The sequence below is a fragment of the Vreelandella zhanjiangensis DSM 21076 genome, from assembly GCF_000377665.1.
Lineage (GTDB): Bacteria > Pseudomonadota > Gammaproteobacteria > Pseudomonadales > Halomonadaceae > Vreelandella > Vreelandella zhanjiangensis.
The window spans coordinates 1-16,400 of sequence record NZ_KB898659.1 but is presented as its reverse complement, the minus strand read 5'-3'; the positions used below and the strand labels follow the sequence as shown (position 1 = coordinate 16,400).

General features: G+C 53.9%; 13 protein-coding genes. 4 read left to right on the top strand and 9 right to left on the bottom strand.

The window, feature by feature from the left end; genetic code table 11:
* Nucleotides 1-434 precede the first annotated feature (434 nt).
* The 4 genes from D467_RS0118830 to D467_RS0118815 all read right to left on the bottom strand — a co-directional run bounded on the left by D467_RS0118830 (nucleotide 435) and on the right by D467_RS0118815 (nucleotide 5,744).
* The gene (locus D467_RS0118830) at nucleotides 435-2,240 is read right to left on the bottom strand and encodes an acyl-CoA dehydrogenase C-terminal domain-containing protein (protein WP_018919094.1); all 1,806 of its coding nucleotides are present in this window, start codon (nucleotides 2,238-2,240) and stop codon (nucleotides 435-437) included.
* Between the two features lie 249 nt (nucleotides 2,241-2,489).
* Entirely contained in the window at nucleotides 2,490-3,257 is a 768-nt protein-coding gene (locus D467_RS0118825; protein ID WP_018919093.1) for an SDR family NAD(P)-dependent oxidoreductase, read from the bottom strand.
* Nucleotides 3,258-3,277: 20 nt separating this feature from the next.
* On the bottom strand, nucleotides 3,278-4,948 hold the full coding sequence (locus tag D467_RS0118820; RefSeq protein WP_018919092.1) for an AMP-binding protein: 1,671 nt from the start codon (nucleotides 4,946-4,948) through the stop codon (nucleotides 3,278-3,280).
* A gap of 232 nt (nucleotides 4,949-5,180) precedes the next feature.
* Nucleotides 5,181-5,744, bottom strand: coding sequence for a TetR/AcrR family transcriptional regulator (locus D467_RS0118815; protein ID WP_018919091.1), 564 nt, complete (start codon nucleotides 5,742-5,744; stop codon nucleotides 5,181-5,183).
* A gap of 125 nt (nucleotides 5,745-5,869) precedes the next feature.
* On the opposite strand from D467_RS0118815, the gene D467_RS0118810 reads away from it, so the two are divergent.
* On the top strand, nucleotides 5,870-7,057 hold the full coding sequence (locus tag D467_RS0118810) for an acetyl-CoA C-acyltransferase (protein ID WP_018919090.1): 1,188 nt from the start codon (nucleotides 5,870-5,872) through the stop codon (nucleotides 7,055-7,057).
* A gap of 100 nt (nucleotides 7,058-7,157) precedes the next feature.
* Here D467_RS0118810 and pstB read toward each other — a convergent pair whose 3' ends face one another.
* The 5 genes from pstB to D467_RS0118785 all read right to left on the bottom strand — a co-directional run bounded on the left by pstB (nucleotide 7,158) and on the right by D467_RS0118785 (nucleotide 13,294).
* Nucleotides 7,158-7,973 (bottom strand): phosphate ABC transporter ATP-binding protein PstB, encoded by an 816-nt coding sequence (gene pstB, locus D467_RS0118805; protein WP_026285847.1) that lies wholly within the window; start codon nucleotides 7,971-7,973, stop codon nucleotides 7,158-7,160.
* Between the two features lie 21 nt (nucleotides 7,974-7,994).
* A complete protein-coding gene (pstA, locus tag D467_RS0118800) occupies nucleotides 7,995-9,353 on the bottom strand; it encodes a phosphate ABC transporter permease PstA (protein ID WP_018919088.1) in 1,359 nt (452 codons plus the stop codon).
* 6 nt (nucleotides 9,354-9,359) lie between these two features.
* Nucleotides 9,360-10,739, bottom strand: a complete 1,380-nt coding sequence (pstC, locus tag D467_RS0118795) for a phosphate ABC transporter permease subunit PstC (protein ID WP_018919087.1) — start codon at nucleotides 10,737-10,739, stop codon at nucleotides 9,360-9,362.
* Between the two features lie 101 nt (nucleotides 10,740-10,840).
* Entirely contained in the window at nucleotides 10,841-11,851 is a 1,011-nt protein-coding gene (locus tag D467_RS0118790) for a substrate-binding domain-containing protein (RefSeq protein WP_018919086.1), read from the bottom strand.
* A gap of 255 nt (nucleotides 11,852-12,106) precedes the next feature.
* On the bottom strand, nucleotides 12,107-13,294 hold the full coding sequence (locus D467_RS0118785) for a multidrug effflux MFS transporter (RefSeq protein ID WP_018919085.1): 1,188 nt from the start codon (nucleotides 13,292-13,294) through the stop codon (nucleotides 12,107-12,109).
* Nucleotides 13,295-13,458: 164 nt separating this feature from the next.
* Between D467_RS0118785 and D467_RS0118780 the strand changes: the two genes are divergently transcribed.
* From D467_RS0118780 to D467_RS0118770, 3 genes are all read left to right on the top strand, one after another.
* Nucleotides 13,459-15,117: a methyl-accepting chemotaxis protein gene (locus D467_RS0118780; protein WP_018919084.1), complete on the top strand. Its 1,659-nt coding sequence runs from the start codon at nucleotides 13,459-13,461 to the stop codon at nucleotides 15,115-15,117.
* A 26-nt stretch (nucleotides 15,118-15,143) separates the two neighbouring features.
* The gene (gene tal, locus D467_RS0118775) at nucleotides 15,144-16,082 is read left to right on the top strand and encodes a transaldolase (protein WP_018919083.1); all 939 of its coding nucleotides are present in this window, start codon (nucleotides 15,144-15,146) and stop codon (nucleotides 16,080-16,082) included.
* A gap of 77 nt (nucleotides 16,083-16,159) precedes the next feature.
* The coding region (locus D467_RS0118770) for a helix-turn-helix domain-containing protein (protein WP_018919082.1) at nucleotides 16,160-16,400 on the top strand (241 nt) is incomplete at its 3' end.

Here is a 16,400-nt window from a genome sequence, read left to right as displayed (position 1 = left end):
CTTGATATTTGGTGACTTGTCACCCTCATCGGCAAACGCCCACATGAATTACCTGATCAAATTGTTAAAGAGCTGTTTCGCTTGAGGTTAATGTTACCAACAATTGACTCGATGACCGGAGCCGCTTGCCTCAGCGAGGAAGGCGTATTCTACGCATTTCCTGGTGTTTGTCAACCGCTGTTTTCAGCGGATGAAGTGAGCGATGTAAATCTCGCTAACCTCCTGACAAACCGAAGATTTTCACCTTCATTCACCGCTGGTAACGCTTGGCGTCCCCGGCAGCGGATGCGTACTTTACGGATTCGCCAGGACTTTGGCAAGCACTATTTCGAAAAGTTCACTCAGCCCATAAAAAAAGCGGCAAGACTCGTTTTATGGAGATGCTCCACATAATGAGTCTGCCGCAAACCACCGAACAGAGTATTAGCTATCTATCAGATTTCAAAACCCAGCCCGAAATCTTCGCTGGAGATGGCCATCAAACTTGTAGCACCCGCCTGGATCATTTGCGCATGCGCTTTAGTGCGCGGCAATAACCGCTGATAGTAAAAACGTGCGGTATTGAGCTTGGCGGCATAAAACGCCTTGTCATCACCCTCAAGAGACATGGATGCCTGCTTTGCGGCACGGGCAAACAGGTAGGCAAGCGCTACGTAGCCGGAATACATGAGGTAATCGACACTTGCCGCCCCGACTTCTTCACGATCCTGCATCGCCTTCATACCGATCCCCATGGTCAGCTCGCCCCATTCGGCATTGAGCTTGGCCAGAGGCGTAATAAATTCCTTGAGGGCAGGATTATCGGCTTCGGCTTTACAGAACTTATGAATCTCTTTAGTAAAGACCTTAAGCGACTCGCCCTGACTCATAAGCACCTTGCGCCCCAGCAGGTCTAACGCCTGGATGCCGGTAGTGCCTTCATAGAGACGGGTAATACGCGCATCGCGCACTAGCTGCTCCATCCCCCACTCTTTAATGAAGCCGTGGCCGCCAAAAATCTGTACGCCTTCATTAGTGCTTTCAAAACCGACTTCGGTTAAAAAAGCTTTAACGATAGGCGTTAGTAGTCCGAGTAAAGTTTCAGCACGCTCTTTGTCTTCACCCGGCTTGCCATGCTCCACCGTATCCAACAGTTGGGCGGCATACAGCACCAGCATACGTCCGCCTTCGGCAAAGGCTTTTTGCGTTAGCAGCATACGGCGCACATCAGGATGGACGATAATCGGATCAGCGGGTTTCTCTGGCGCCTGCTTCCCCGAAAGGCTACGCATTTGCAGACGGTCGCGAGCGTAACTGAGCGAGTTCTGGAAACTGGCTTCAATCAAGCCAAGCCCTTGGATACCCACGCCCAGGCGCGCGGCGTTCATCATGGTAAACATACACGCCAGCCCTTTATTGGGCGGACCTACCAGATAGCCGGTCGCGCCATCAAAGTTCATCACGCACGTTGCGTTACCATGAATCCCCATCTTGTGCTCAAGGGAGCCACAGGTGACGCCATTGCGCTCTCCGGGGTTGCCGTCGGCGTCGGGTAAGAACTTGGGCACCACAAATAACGAAATACCTTTCGAGCCTTCTGGTGCATCAGGCAGTTTCGCCAACACCAAATGCACGATATTTTCTGCCAGGTCATGCTCACCGGCCGAAATAAATATCTTGGTACCGGTAAGCGTATAAGCGTCCCCATCAGCAGGCACCGCACGGGTCTTGATCAGACCTAGATCAGTACCACAGTGAGGCTCAGTCAAACACATGGTACCAGTCCACACCCCTTCAACCAGCTTGGTTAGATAGGTGCTTTGCTGCTCATCCGTACCATGGTGGCGCAGTGCGTCGGCCGCCCCATGCGAAAGCCCTGGGTACATACCCCAGGCCAGGTTAGTGGCACAGATCATTTCCGAAAGCATCATGGCCAATGACGGTGGAAGCCCCTGCCCCCCATGTTCCGGATCGGCCGCAAGACTTGGCCAACCACCTTCAACATACTGCTGGTACGCCTCTTTAAAACCTTTAGGTGCTTTGACCTCGCCCCCTTCTAGCCGGCAGCCTTCTTCATCACCACTTTGATTAATGGGCAGTAGTACATCCCGCGCAAAACGCGCGCCTTCTTCCAAGATGGCGCTTACTACATCGGACGACGCATCGTCACCGCTGGGCAATGCGGCGTAATGCGAGGGGTAATCGAGCATCTCGTCCATTACGAAACGCATATCACGTAGAGGGGCCTGATAACTGGGCATCGCACTTCTCCAAAGCTGGGGGGCTGAAAGCAGCACTAGGTTGACAAGCGGCTTTCAAACACATGTTTGAAAACTAGCGCTCCCTACGTTTCGAGTCAAGCGAGCGTTTGAATTTAACCGCCGCTTTGGCTCATTCTTTGGTCGAAGTACTGATAAGTAGCCACTTAGAAAGCAAAAAAACTCGCAAGCGTAATCGCTGGCGAGTTCTCGTTTAAACAGCCCCTGCATAATTACCAGATACGGATACCGCTACTGCATACGGATACCGCCATCCAGGCGAATTACTGCTCCGTTTAGCATCGGGTTTACAATAATCTGCTCGGCCAACTGAGCAAATTCAGCCGCCTTACCCAGACGCTTGGGAAACGGCACGGCGGCAGCGAGCGCCTGGGCGGCCTCATCGGGAATTTCACTCATCATCGGCGTTTCGAACACACCTGGTGCAATTGCCATGACACGGATTGCATGCCGGGAAAGCTCTCGAGCAGCGGGCAAGCTCATCCCCACTACGCCCGCTTTAGAAGCGCTATAAGCACACTGCCCCACTTGTCCATCAAAAGCGGCAATGGAGGCCGTATTAATAATCACCCCACGCTCACCGCTTTGCGTTGGTGTATTTTTCGCCATTGCCGCAGCCGCTAAACGCATAACGTTAAAGGTGCCTACCAGATTGATGTTAATGGTTTTCGCATAGGCTTCAAGATCAGCAGGATTGCCCTCGCGATCCACTAGCTTGGCGACACTGACCACACCAGCACAGTGAATAACCCCGGAAAGCCCGCTCGGCCCGCCGAACGCAACGGCGGTATCGAACGCCTGCTGCATTTGTTCTGAAGAGGTAATATCGACCATGCAAGCTCTGGCTCGCTCGCCGAGCTTGGCGGCATGGCTGGTGACACTGTCGTTTAAATCACAGAGCACCACCTTGGCGCCAGCGGCCGCCAACCGTTCAGCGGTTGCAGCGCCCAGCCCCGAGGCGGCACCAGTTATCAAAAACGTACCTTCCTTTACCTGCATAATGACTCTTCCTTAATTGATTATTTGTTATGGCTGGCTTGCTCAGCCGCTTGAGCACGCAGCTTGAAGCGCTGAATTTTACCGCTAGGCGTTTTAGGCAGCTCTTCCACAAACTCGATCACGCGGGGAAAGGCATGGGTCGATAGCCGTTCACGTACCTGCTGACGAATTTCCTCAGCCAGAGCATCACTGGCCTCATAGCCATCGCGCAGCACAATGTAGGATTTAATGACCTCACCACGAATATCATCCGGCTGACCAACGGCCGCCGACTCCGCCACGGCGGGGTGAGTCATTACGCTGTTCTCTACATCCGTAGGTCCTACCCGGTAGCCAGCGGTAGTAATAATGTCGTCATCACGGCCCGCAAATTGAAACGAGCCATCCTGATTACGAATCACCACATCACCGGTTAAGTAATAGCCCTTCACGAAGGGGTCTTTTTCCTGCCAGGTGTAGCCTTGGAAAAAATGCGCAGGAGACTTGGCAATATCAACAGCCAGGACACCCGGTTCCCCCGGAGGCAACTCGTTATACTCCGCATCCAGAATCGCCAAGCGATAGCCAGGTAAAGGCACCCCCATCCCGCCAACATGCTTAGGGTGCTCAAGAGTATGGTGATTGTTGCAGGTCATTCCCGTTTCGGTTTGGCCATAGTGGTCCATTACCAAGCAGCCCAGCGATCTTTCTACCCAGGTAACAACTTCTGTATTAAGAGGCTCACCGGCTGAACTCGCCGCGCGCAGTTCCAAGGTTTGATGGGCATCGTCGAAAAGGCCCGAAGCCTTCATTAAACGATAAGCGGTGGGCGCGGCGGCAAAGTTGGTAATCCGGTGGCGCTTCATAAAATCGAGCGCGCCTTCGGCACTAAAGCCTGCTTCACAAAAATGTGTGGTAACGCCAAGCAGCAGCGGCCCGGCAATCGCATAGTAGAGGCCATAGGCCCAGCCGGGATCTGCCATATTCCAGAAACGGTCGTCGCTACGCAGATCAATGGCAAGTTCCATGTAGAGCGCAAAGGCGGTCATTGCCGAAAGGGGCACGGCCACGCCTTTGGGCTTCCCTACGGTTCCGGAAGTGAACATCTGCAAAAAAGGCTGGCCTGGATCAAGCCTGGGGGGCTCACTCGTCATGGGCGCATGCGCCAGGGCAGCCTGCCAGTCCTGGTCATCTGCATGTTCAGGCGTTGCACCGCCTACCGCGAGCATCGGCGGGCATTGGCTTAAACCATCGAATTTAAATCGGTTAGCGTGATCGGTAATCACCAGCTTGGTGTCAGCTCGGCCGAGCCGATAGTCCACCGCGTCAGGGCCAAACGCCGTAAATAGCGGCTGATACACGGCACCAATGCGCCACGTTGCCAACACGGCCACTAGCAATGCCGCTGAGCGGGGCAACATGCAGGCGACGCGATCACCCTCTTTCAGGCCTTGGGCGAGCAGCCAGCCAGCCAGGTGGGAGCTTTGTTGATCCAACTCAGCATACGTCAACGTATGCGTTACCCCTTGGGTATCTTCATGTACCAGCGCCAGCACATCGCCACGCCCTTCCCGAATATGCCGGCCGCAGCACGCTTCAAAGGCATTGAGCTTGCCGTCCTGACGGTCATCTAACCTGGCAATCATTTGATCAATTGAGAAACGTTTAAGGTACTCCGAATACGCGGGAAGTGATGCCGATGTCTCTGTCATGATGGCTCTCTTATGTTGTTGGTAATGAGCAGTCTTGATACAGAAGGAAGGCAGCGTTTTACGTTATACTTTTTTATTTTCAGTTTACGTTAACGGAAGCCTTGAGATACTCACACGCTAAAAGCAATCCGCTGGAAGCGCAAGCTATCCACGGCGTTTTAAGACTTATACGTTGGTCGAGGGAAATAAAAAGCTAAGACTCGCTGGCAGCACATGATTAATGAAGAACGCTTTAGCGAGCCATGATCATGGCGACCAGTTCGTCGGCCAGATCATCCGGAGTGCGCGGCCCGTTAGGGTCATACCAGCGCACGGTCCAGTTCAAAGCCCCTAACACAAACCGCGAGACGAGAAAGCAGTCACCGTGAATAAGCCCCGCCTCCAGCGCATCGTCAATCACCTGTACCCAGAGCGCTTCATAAGCATCTCGAAGATGGCTTAAATGCGCGCTGGCCGCCGGGTCAAGCCGACGCCATTCAAACAGCGCCACGACATGCGCATTGCGATCCGCAAACAGCGTTTCCAGATGAGCACGCGCCATGACGCGTAAGCGGGTTTCGGGGTCAGCCGAGCAACGCTCTATCGATTGACGAGCAATCATCAGGGCATTCTGCGTACCCTCTTCAATGACGGCTGCCAGAATTTCCTGCTTGTCTTTAAAGTGGTGAAACAGGCTGCCCGATTTAATTCCCATTTCCTGCGCCAGCATGCGCACGGTAGTGCGATCAAAACCTTCTTGTACAAATAGCTGAGCAGCCAGCCGTGTTAGCTCCTTGCGGCGAGGTGATGCATTCATTACATTCATATAATTCACACTAGCGCTTGCTTGGTTACCCAGAGAAAACCACAGCCCCGCCAATGGGTCAACGCATCGCTTGCCACTCAGTCTGATAATCATAATAAATTGAAAGGAGTTAGATCATGAGTAACCCTACCGACATCGTGTTTCTTGCCGCCACACGGACTCCCATGGGAGGCATGATGGGCAGCTTATCCAGCATGAGCGCCCCTGAGCTAGGCGCGGTGGCAATCCGCGCCGCCATTGAACGTGCAGGCATTACGCCAGACGTTATCGATGAAGGCATCATGGGCTGCGTACTGCCCGCTGGCGTCAAACAGGGGCCCGGGCGTCAAGCCATGCGCCAGGCCGGTATTCCGGATGCCTGCGGCGCCACTACGATCAACAAGCTATGCGGCTCAGGCATGAAGGCCGCCATGCTCGCCCATGACCTGATTAAAGCGGGCAGCGGTGAAATTCTTCTGGCTGGGGGTATGGAGTCCATGTCCAACGCACCCCATGTGCTTACCAAGGCACGCGGCGGCTATCGGCTAGGCCATGGCGAACTCAAGGATCATATGTTTTTAGACGGCCTGGAAGACGCTGAAACGGGCAAGCTGATGGGCGTATTTGCCCAGGATATTGCGACCCAGCGCGACTATAGCCGCGAGCGCCTGGACGACTTCGCGATTGCCTCGCTTGAGCGCGCCATGGAAGCCACGAATGCCGGCCACCTGGCGGCTGAAATGGTGCCTGTCACGGTATCCACGCGCCAAGGCGAAACGCGAGTTGAGCACGACGAGCAGCCTTTTCAGGCCAAGCTGGATAAAATTCGCCAGCTGCGCCCGGCCTTCGCCAAAGATGGCACGATTACTGCCGCCAATGCCAGTTCGATCTCCGATGGCGCCTCAGCGCTTATCCTGGCAAGCCAGGCAGCGGCAGACCGGCATGGCGCAAAGCCGCTGGCCAGAATGCTGGGCCACGCCACTCACTCACGTCATCCCAGCGAATTTACCATTGCCCCGGTTGGCGCCATCGAAAAGCTGATGAAAAAGCTCGACTGGGACGTTAGCGATGTTGATCTATTTGAAATCAACGAAGCTTTTGCCATCGTCACGCTAATGGCAATGGATGATTTAGGCTTACCGCACGAAAAGGTAAACGTGTTTGGTGGTGCTTGTGCTCAGGGCCATCCGATTGGCTCAACCGGCTCACGTATTATTGCCACACTTATTCATGCCTTGCGCACAAAAGGCGGTAAACGCGGCATTGCGAGCTTATGTATTGGCGGAGGCGAAGCGACGGCAGTCGCGGTTGAACTAATAGACTGATACGCCAAGCGCTAGCCAACGCCTTTTTATCAGGAAGGCGTTGGCCCCAGCCAGACTGCCCTACCCTTCGAAGCTCAAGGGTAAGGAGCCGAACGACGTCTTACCCAAAGCGTCCGGTAATATAGTCGTGGGTACGCTGATCTTGAGGGTTGGTGAAGATCTGATCCGTGGTATCCACTTCCACTAGGTCGCCCATATGGAAGAAGGCGGTGCGGTCTGCAACACGGGCGGCCTGCTGCATATTGTGGGTAACCATCACGATGGTATAGCTCTCGCTTAGCTCATCAATCAGTTGCTCTACTTTCGCGGTCGCAATGGGGTCGAGTGCAGAGCAAGGCTCATCCATCAGAATAATATCCGGACTTACCGCCACGGTACGCGCAATACATAAACGCTGCTGCTGACCACCAGAAAGCCCTGTGCCGGGCTTATCCAGGCGATCTTTTACCTCTTCCCAAAGTCCTGCGCGGCGCAGGCTGCTCTCGACAATATCATCAAGCTCTGCCTTGCGGCGCGCCAAACCATGCAGGCGCGGTCCGTAGGCAATATTTTCATAAATTGATTTGGGGAACGGGTTAGGCTTCTGGAATACGATGCCTACCTGCGCGCGAAGCAGTACCACGTCGCGATCAGGTGCATAGATATCGTTGTGATCCAGGGTAATTTTGCCTTCAACCCGGCAGATATCAATCGTGTCATTCATACGGTTCAAACAGCGTAAAAATGTTGATTTACCGCAGCCCGAAGGGCCGATAAAGGCCAGCACTTCGTTTTCATAGATATCCAGATCGATACCGTTAATCGCCTGAGCGTCACCATAGAAAACTTTGACATTCTCGGCGTTCATTTTGACTTTATCTTTGGCTTTGCTGACGCGGCTTTCACCGCCGCCAACGCTTACTGAAGATGTTGCCATAGGCTGTGCAGGAATATTCACTTACCACCTCGTTTCGAATTTTTTACGCAACCAAATCGCCAACGCATTCAAGCTCAGCATTAACCCTAGCAGCACAATAATGGCTGCCGACGTGCGCGCTTCAAAGAAATTGCGTAGCTCATTGCCCTGCCATAGGTAAATCTGTACCGGCAAGGCGGTTGATTGATCTAACGGTGTGCCCGGTACGTTAGCTACAAACGCGTTCATACCAATCAGCAGTAGTGGTGCCGTTTCACCCAGCGCCTGAGCAACGCCTAAAATGGAGCCAGTTAAAATGCCCGGCAATGCCAGCGGCAGCACGTGATGAAATACCGTTTGCACCCGAGATGCCCCTATGCCCAACGCCGCTTGACGAATAGACGGAGGGATTGAGCGCAGCGAAGCACGTGTGGCAATGATAATGGTCGGCAAGGTCATCAGCGTCAGCACCAGGCCACCTACCAACGGCGCCGACAGGGGCAGGCGTAAATAGCCGATAAATATCGACGCGCCCAGCAAACCAAACACGATAGAAGGCACCGCCGCCAGGTTATTGATGTTGATTTCAATCAGGTCGGTCAGACGATTTTTAGGCGCAAACTCCTCCAGATAAATCGCGCTTGAGACACCTAACGGCACCGACAGCGTAATGACCACCATCATCATAAACAGCGAACCCATAAAGGCGCCGGCCAAGCCTGCCGAAGCCAGCGAGCTGCGGGAATCGGTGTTTAAAAACAGCGAGGTGCTAAACGCATTACGAATAACGCCCTGCTCATCAAGCTGGTCGGCCCAGGCACGAGTTTGAGCGCTTAGCTGCTGGCGGGCATCGGGCAGATCACGATCAATATTGCCTTTGATCCATACATCCACGTTTGCGCTTGCCAACATCTTAAGTTCAACGGTCTGGCCAAGCAGCGATGGATCTTCCACAAACCGGTCACGCAGCGCATAACGCTCGCCGGAGGTGACCAGGGCCCGCAAATCTCTTAGCTGACGAGGCTCAATCTCTTCACCCAGCGCGTCCTCAACGGCGCGATCAATAAGCGCTTGCCAGTTCACCAGCCCAGCTCTAGTCATCCACTGCGTATAACGCTCATTAAACGCAAACTGGCTTTCACCGCTTTCACGTTCAGGTTTTGGCTCAAGCTCAATCACTTCAGGGTCAAAATACACGTCTACGTAAAACGTTGCCTGCCAGAAGGCGGGCACACCGCGCATAAGAATGCTGGCAAACAGGATAGCCACCAGCGTCATGCCGGTAATTACCGCCATTAGCCCCAGTCGCCGGAAGACGTTTTCCTTGCGGTGACGCTTCGCCAGCGATTTTTCAATCGTCATAAGCCGGTGCTGACGACGCTGCTCAATCGATATGGACATAGTCACTTACTCGTATTGCTGGCGGTATTTACGCACGACAACCAGTGCGATGACGTTTAACCCCAGCGTGATAACGAAGAGGGTAAGACCCAAGGCGAACGCGACAAGCGACTGCGGACTTGCAAAGTCCATGTCCCCGGTCAACTGGTTGACGATCGTGACGGTAATGGTCGACACGGCCTCAAAGGGATTGGCATGCAGTACAGGGTTATTACCCGCAGCCAACACCACGATCATGGTTTCACCAATCGCCCGGCTCGCCGCCAGCAAGAATGCACCCACAATGCCAGGGAGTGCGGCAGGCAGTACCACCTGACGAATCGTTTCTGATTTGGTTGCCCCCAGGCCAAGCGCGCCATCGCGCAGTGACTTAGGTACCTGGGTAATAATGTCGTCAGAAAGCGAGGAAACGAACGGAATAATCATGATCCCCATTACCAGGCCCGCTGTCAGCGCGCTGGTTGTGCGAATATTGATACCGATCAGATCACCGACGCTGGACAGGAACGGCCCCACCACGATCAATGCAAAGAAGCCGTAAACAATGGTCGGAATACCCGCCAGAATTTCGATCACGGGTTTGGCCACGTTACGCAGCCAAGGGGGCGCGTACTCGGCCATGTAAATGGCGGTCATCAGACCCACAGGAATGGCAACCAGGAGCGCGATGGCACTAACCATCATCGTTCCCCATAAAAGCGGCAGCAAACCAAAATCACCCTGGCTTGAAGCACCCGCCGTACTGAACCGGGGGTTCCAGACCGTGCCAAAAAAGAACTCTGCGGGGCTGATGAAGCTAAAAAACCGCAGCGCTTCACCCAGCATGGAAAGCACGATGCCAATGGTGGTAAAGATGGCCACGGCAGAGCTTGCCGCCAAGGCAAACATGATAACGCGCTCTACCTGGTTACGGGCGCGCCAGCTAGGTGAGATGCGCCGCCGGGCAACAATCAGGCCGGCCACGACCAGCACGGCCATCAAGGCGACCAGGCTAAAATTCTCAATAGTTTGAAGTCTTGCCATATGCCCCGCGGCGGCTAACTCTTCAGGGCTTCCCCCGCCAGACACACCCTGCCCGTTGGCCAATGCGGCCACACGACGTAACAAGGTTTGTAACTCACGATCACTAAGCCCCGCCACCAGATCGGCTGGCAGCTGCTGAGTGACCAGCATATCGATTAACTGTGGCGCTAAAAAAGACCACAACAAGAAGATGGCCAGTGCGGGCAGTCCACACCACAGGGCTACCAGCACGCCATAATAACCGGGCCGAGAATGCATCCGTACATCGTGCTCTGCCGCAACCGCGCGACTGCGAGTCAAGCCCAAGTGGTATGCCAAGGCCATCATTACCAGCAGCGTGGCTATCAAGGCAAGGTTGCTCATTATTTCTCCGCCTTTGACTTCCTACGTTTAAACGCCAGCATCAACGATTCGATGCTGGCGCAAAACAGACTTAATTAACTTGAAAACCTGAACCGTTCAGCTTACTCGCCAGTGGCTACCGTGCGTGACTGAAACTGTTCCAGCGCTTCGGCGCGCTCTTCTTCATCCATGGGAATCAAGCCAGCATCTTCCAGCGGGCTGCCGTAGCCAGAAGTCATTTCATTCAGGAAGAATTCGGTGTATTCAGTCAGGCCAGGAATCACGTCCAGGTGCTCGCCCTTCACGTAGAAGAACAGCGGACGAGAAACCGGGTACTCGCCAGAACCGATGGTTTCCAGACTCGGCGTTACGCCGTCAACGGTTGCAACCTGTAGACGGTCACGGTTTTGGTCATAGAAGCTCAGACCGAAAACACCTACCGCGTCTTCCTGAGCGTCCAGGCGGGCCAGGGTTTCAGTGTAGTCGCCTGCGATCTCTACGATACGGCCATCGCCACGCAGGTTGTTACAGGCGTCGTCTTCCACTTCAGCCACGGTATCGCAGCCTGGGTGTACGACTTTCTCTTCGAATACTTCACGGGTGCCGTGGTTGGAGGCAGGAATTACCAGAACGATTTCCTGATCCGGTAGGCTTGAGTCAATTTCAGACCAGCGGGTGTAGGGGTTATCAACCAGTTCGCCATCTTGCGGCAACTGTGCAGCGGCTGCTTTGAATACGTGCTCAGGCGTCAGGGCAAACTCGGCGCGGTCAAGACGCGAGGCGAATACAATGCCGTCATAGCCAAATTTGATTTCAAGAATTTCGTTAACGCCGTTCTCGCCACAGCTTTCGATTTCGCCGCTGCGGATTGGACGTGAAGCATTAGCGATATCAATAGTGTTTTCGCCAACGCCTTGGCAGAACTGGCGCAGACCGCCGCTAGAACCACCAGAACCAACGACCGGCGTGTTGAACTCAGAGTAAGTATTACCGAACTCTTCCGCTACGATACTTGCAAACGGCAGCACGGTAGAAGAACCCGCAATCTGGATAGTGTCACGTGCCATGGCGGCGGTTGAGACACTGGCGGCTAGACCGGCTACTACTGCAACACTTAGCATCTGCTTTTTCACGTCGAGCTCCCCTTTGGTTTTAATATCCGGTCAGCCACTGCTTACCGAAAAATTGGCCTTCTGGCCTTTCACAAAGAGGAGTTTGCACACAAACGATTGCAGAAATATGACAGTCAAAAAAATCTTGGCAACAGGGCTGAACGATCTACAGCAACAGCCCGGTTGCTGCTGCTGTACATAGCGCAAAGGAAGCGCATTGAAGCAGGCGCCTCAAGGCGATGGGCAATCTTGTCGGCATCAGGTTGCCAAACAAAGCTAGACATAGCGGGCAGGTTTAACCGTTAGCAGTCGCACGCCCATATTCCCAAGCACGGAAGCGCCCAGCATGGTCAGCACCATGGGCCATAGGTGAGCCACTTCAAACGCCCCGACCAGAAAGCCTGCCAGCGCCCCACAGCTAAACTGAATACCTCCCAACAGAGCGGTGGCCGTCGCGCTGATATGCCCAAAGTGATCCAGCAGGGACGAAATCGCATTGGGGGTAATCAGGCCGATCATTCCCGTAAAGAGCATAATCAACGGCACGACAGTATAAAGTGATGCCATATTCAGCGCCGTCACTAACACAAGCGCCAGCGCCGCCACGAGCTGTACCTTTAATCCCAGGCGTAGATTCTGTTGCGGCGTACGCTTGCGCAATAAATGGATATTGACGCGGTTGGAGAGCGCAATGACCACGACATTCACCCCGAAGACCACCGGATAGATACCGGGCGATAGCTCGAAGTAATCAAGGTAGACAAACGGGGATGCGGTAACAAACGCGAAAAGCCCTGCAAACGAGGCAGCAACAGCGCAGATATATCCCATTCCTTCGCGGTGGCGCAATACGCTTGCGTAGTTTCTGATTACTTGACGAGGCGACGCCGCCGGCAGCGTCATATCCCGGGTTTCGGGGAGCCGGGTGCCTAACAGCCAGAGCAAAAAACCTGCATAAGCGGCCAGAAAAACAAAAATCAGCCACCAGCCCGCAATATGCAGTAGGAGGCTGCCCACTGCAGGAGCCGCCAAAGGTGCCAACATCATGATCATGGCCATGGTCGACATCACCTTCGCCGCTTCACGCCCGCTAAAGCAGTCGCGCACAATCGCGGCCGAGTTCACCACGCAGGCCCCGCCGCCCAGTGCTTGCACAAACCGCCAGACTAATAGCGTGGTTAAGCTATCGGCGGTGGTAATCATCAAACTTGCCAACATGAATACCGTTAAGCCACCTAGCAATACCGGCTTGCGCCCTACCCGGTCGGAAAGCGGACCAAAACACAGCTGGCCAATCGCAAAACCAAACAAGAACACACTAATGGACAGCTCTGTATGGTGAATGCTGGCACCGATTGAATCGGCCAATATGCCGATCGCAGGCAGATAGGCATCAATCGCAAACGGGGCTAACGCCGTATTGGCCGCCACCAATATGGCGACCCGGCGAGGATTCAGTTCCATGGGACTCCTTGAATTATTCGGAAATCATCAAGCAAAGTAGCCAAACGATAGGCCGCTAATAATACAGCGACAGTGCAGATTAAGCACCGCAGGCGCCTAAAACTGAAACATAAAACCCTTAGCCTCTGATTCATAAGTCTTTAACGATAGCTATCGAGGACAGTATGAGTCTTAAAGCGTTAAGCAATATTTCCCTTCGCTGGTTAAGCCTGGCAGGCCTATTTCTCGTTGCTTTGTGCGTGCTTATGTTTGCACTACTGACGTGGAAAGTGATGCAACAGAGCCAACATGATCTAGCGGTTCTTGAACAAGTCAATGTTCAACAGTCGTCATCGCTCAACCGGCTGCATATAGCCGGTCTTGAAGGTCTGCACCGCCTAGACCGAGCGCTGGAACGTCAGCTACGCCCCTCCTTGGGTGATCCGGTAGAGGCGCTTCAGGCGGTTGAAAATGAGCTTTCTGAAATGACCCTGGCCTTGGCAACATTTCTGGAAGCAAGCGCAGAAACGCCCAATCAGGCGCTGCGCAACGCTATTGAACAGCAGGCCACGGCGCTGATGAGCACTATGCAGGAGCAGCTAAGCGCCGTTCAAACCGGTGATCGTGCCAATTACCGCCAACTGACACTCATTGCCTTATCCAATAGCCAGGCGTTCACCCAGCAAGCCCGTGCCTTTTATCAACTTGCCGACCGCCAAGGCACCGATTTAATGACCACAGCCGAGCACCGCGCCCAGTTTATAGGGCAGTTGCTGCTAGGAGGCATGGGCATGGCTCTGGGGCTGCTGGGCTTAATGGCGTGGATTGGCCAACGCCACTTGTTATCGCCCATCAATCACCTGATCACCCATTTTCGGACCATGGCACAGGGCGATTTAAGCGTAGGGGTTCCTCAGCGAGGCAATAATGAGATTGGTCAGCTCTATCAGGCGCTCGATCATATGCAGGGCGCGTTGATCAATACCGTCTCCCAGCTGCATGACAATAGCCATCACATCTTCGATAGTGCACAACGTTTAGCGCTAGGCAATGAGGACCTGGCCATTCGAACCCGCCAGCAAAACTCGTTTCACGAGACCACGGCGGCCAATCTTGACGAGCTGACAGAGAACGTTGCCACCACCGCCGGTTACGCTGCTGATGCCACCCAGCTTACCGCAACGGCGGCGGCACAAACCCAGGATGGCAGCAAGATAATGGCTGAATTTCTTACCACCATGCAGGAAATCCATGCCCGCTCCAAGAAAGTGGATGAGATCGTCAACGTCATTGACTCCATCGCCTTTCAAACTAATATCCTGGCCTTGAACGCATCGGTAGAAGCTGCCCGCGCGGGCGAGCAAGGCAAAGGGTTTGCCGTCGTGGCCGACGAGGTGCGCCTGCTGGCCTCGCGAAGTGCAGAGGCCGCGCGCCAAATTCAAACCTTGCTGGCAGCGTCGGGCAGCAGTATTGCCCAAGGCCAAACCTTGTCCACCCAAGCAAGCCAAGGCATGCAAGCGATTGTCGAGTCTACCGAACAGGCCAATAGCATAATGCTCCAGATCGCTGAAGCCGCCAACGAACAGCACCGCCATATAGAGCACCTTAATTCGACCCTGCACGAACAGACCCAGGTGAATCGAGCCAATGCCCAACAGGTTGAAACCACAGCGCAGAATGCCATGTCGCTTGAAACCGCAGCGCAAAGTATGCGCGAACAGGCAGCGCGCTTTAAAGTCACCGACGAAATACCCAAAGATGGGTTTATTTGGCAGCCAGCGCAATCAACATCGGCTGAACCGTCATCGGACAATATTCAGCGAGCACAAGCCTTGCTACAGTAAGGGTCTTACTACGCAAGGAGCAACGCATGGCCACTAGCTTACTGACACAACTTAAAGAAATGACCTCGGTGGTTGCCGATACAGGCGATCTTGATGCTATTCGCCGTTTTGCGCCTCAGGATGCGACCACGAATCCTTCGCTGATACTTCAGGCCGCACAGCAGGAACAGCGTCGGGCACGCCTTGCGGTTATTGCCAAGGAAAGTACGGATATTGATGATGCGGTAGACCGCGTTGCCGTTGAAATCGGCAGTGAAATTAGCGAACTGGTGCCCGGCTATGTATCGACCGAAGTTAGCGCCAGGCTTTCGTTTGACCGCGATGCCACGATTGCGCGAGCGCATTCGCTTATTGAGCGCTATGCCCAAAAAGGCGTTGGTGCAGATCGCATACTGATTAAAATGGCGTCAACCTGGGAAGGTATTCAGGCCGCCCAGCAGCTTGAACGGGAAGGCATTCGCACCAACCTTACCCTGCTATTTGGTTTCGCTCAGGCCCAGGCGTGTGCGGATGCAGGGGTTACCCTGATATCGCCGTTTGTAGGGCGCATTCTTGACTGGCATAAAGCCCATCAGCCCGATGCCGATTTCAGCGGCCAGAATGACCCTGGCGTGCAGTCGGTTAAGCAGATTTACAATTACTTTAAAGGCCACGGCTACGCCACCATTGTAATGGGCGCAAGCTTTCGCAATATAGATGAAATTGTTTCATTGGCCGGTTGTGATCGACTGACGATCTCCCCCGCGCTGCTTAACGAGCTAGACGAGCAGCAAGGCGAACTAACACGTCAATTAACCCCGATGGGAGCAAGCAGCTCGGCAGATGAGGCGCTAACCCAGAGTGAATTCCGCTGGGCAATGAACGAAGACGAAATGGCCTCGGATAAGCTAGCCGAAGGTATCCGCAAATTTATGGCTGACCAGCGCAAACTGGAAACGCTATTAGGCGATCTGCGTAAAGCGTAACGTCCAGTTAATGAAAAGCCTCCGAGTGAACTGCACCCCAAAAGTTGGACACTCATCCAACGATTGGGGTGTTTTTCATGGCGAAATACAATGAAGCATTTAAGCTATTAGTAGTGCAAAGCTATGTAGAAGGACAACACGGTTATAAGAGGCTGGCTAAACAATACGGCCTTGACCATGCCATCGTTAGGCGTTGGGTCAAAAGCTATGAACAGCATGGTCTGAGCGGCCTGCAGAAAAAGTTCAGCCACTACAGCGCCGAGTTCAAATTAGCGGTGTTGCAACAGATGAGGCAAGAGGAGCTATCAGCTTTACAAG

Coding starts and splice junctions, on each gene's coding strand:
- D467_RS0118830 (WP_018919094.1), bottom strand. CDS start 2,240: ATGCCCAGTTATCAGGCCCCTCTACGTGATATGCGTTTCGTAATGGAC.
- D467_RS0118825 (WP_018919093.1), bottom strand. CDS start 3,257: ATGCAGGTAAAGGAAGGTACGTTTTTGATAACTGGTGCCGCCTCGGGG.
- D467_RS0118820 (WP_018919092.1), bottom strand. CDS start 4,948: ATGACAGAGACATCGGCATCACTTCCCGCGTATTCGGAGTACCTTAAA.
- D467_RS0118815 (WP_018919091.1), bottom strand. CDS start 5,744: ATGAATGCATCACCTCGCCGCAAGGAGCTAACACGGCTGGCTGCTCAG.
- D467_RS0118810 (WP_018919090.1), top strand. CDS start 5,870: ATGAGTAACCCTACCGACATCGTGTTTCTTGCCGCCACACGGACTCCC.
- pstB (WP_026285847.1), bottom strand. CDS start 7,973: ATGGCAACATCTTCAGTAAGCGTTGGCGGCGGTGAAAGCCGCGTCAGC.
- pstA (WP_018919088.1), bottom strand. CDS start 9,353: ATGTCCATATCGATTGAGCAGCGTCGTCAGCACCGGCTTATGACGATT.
- pstC (WP_018919087.1), bottom strand. CDS start 10,739: ATGAGCAACCTTGCCTTGATAGCCACGCTGCTGGTAATGATGGCCTTG.
- D467_RS0118785 (WP_018919085.1), bottom strand. CDS start 13,294: ATGGAACTGAATCCTCGCCGGGTCGCCATATTGGTGGCGGCCAATACG.
- D467_RS0118780 (WP_018919084.1), top strand. CDS start 13,459: ATGAGTCTTAAAGCGTTAAGCAATATTTCCCTTCGCTGGTTAAGCCTG.
- tal (WP_018919083.1), top strand. CDS start 15,144: ATGGCCACTAGCTTACTGACACAACTTAAAGAAATGACCTCGGTGGTT.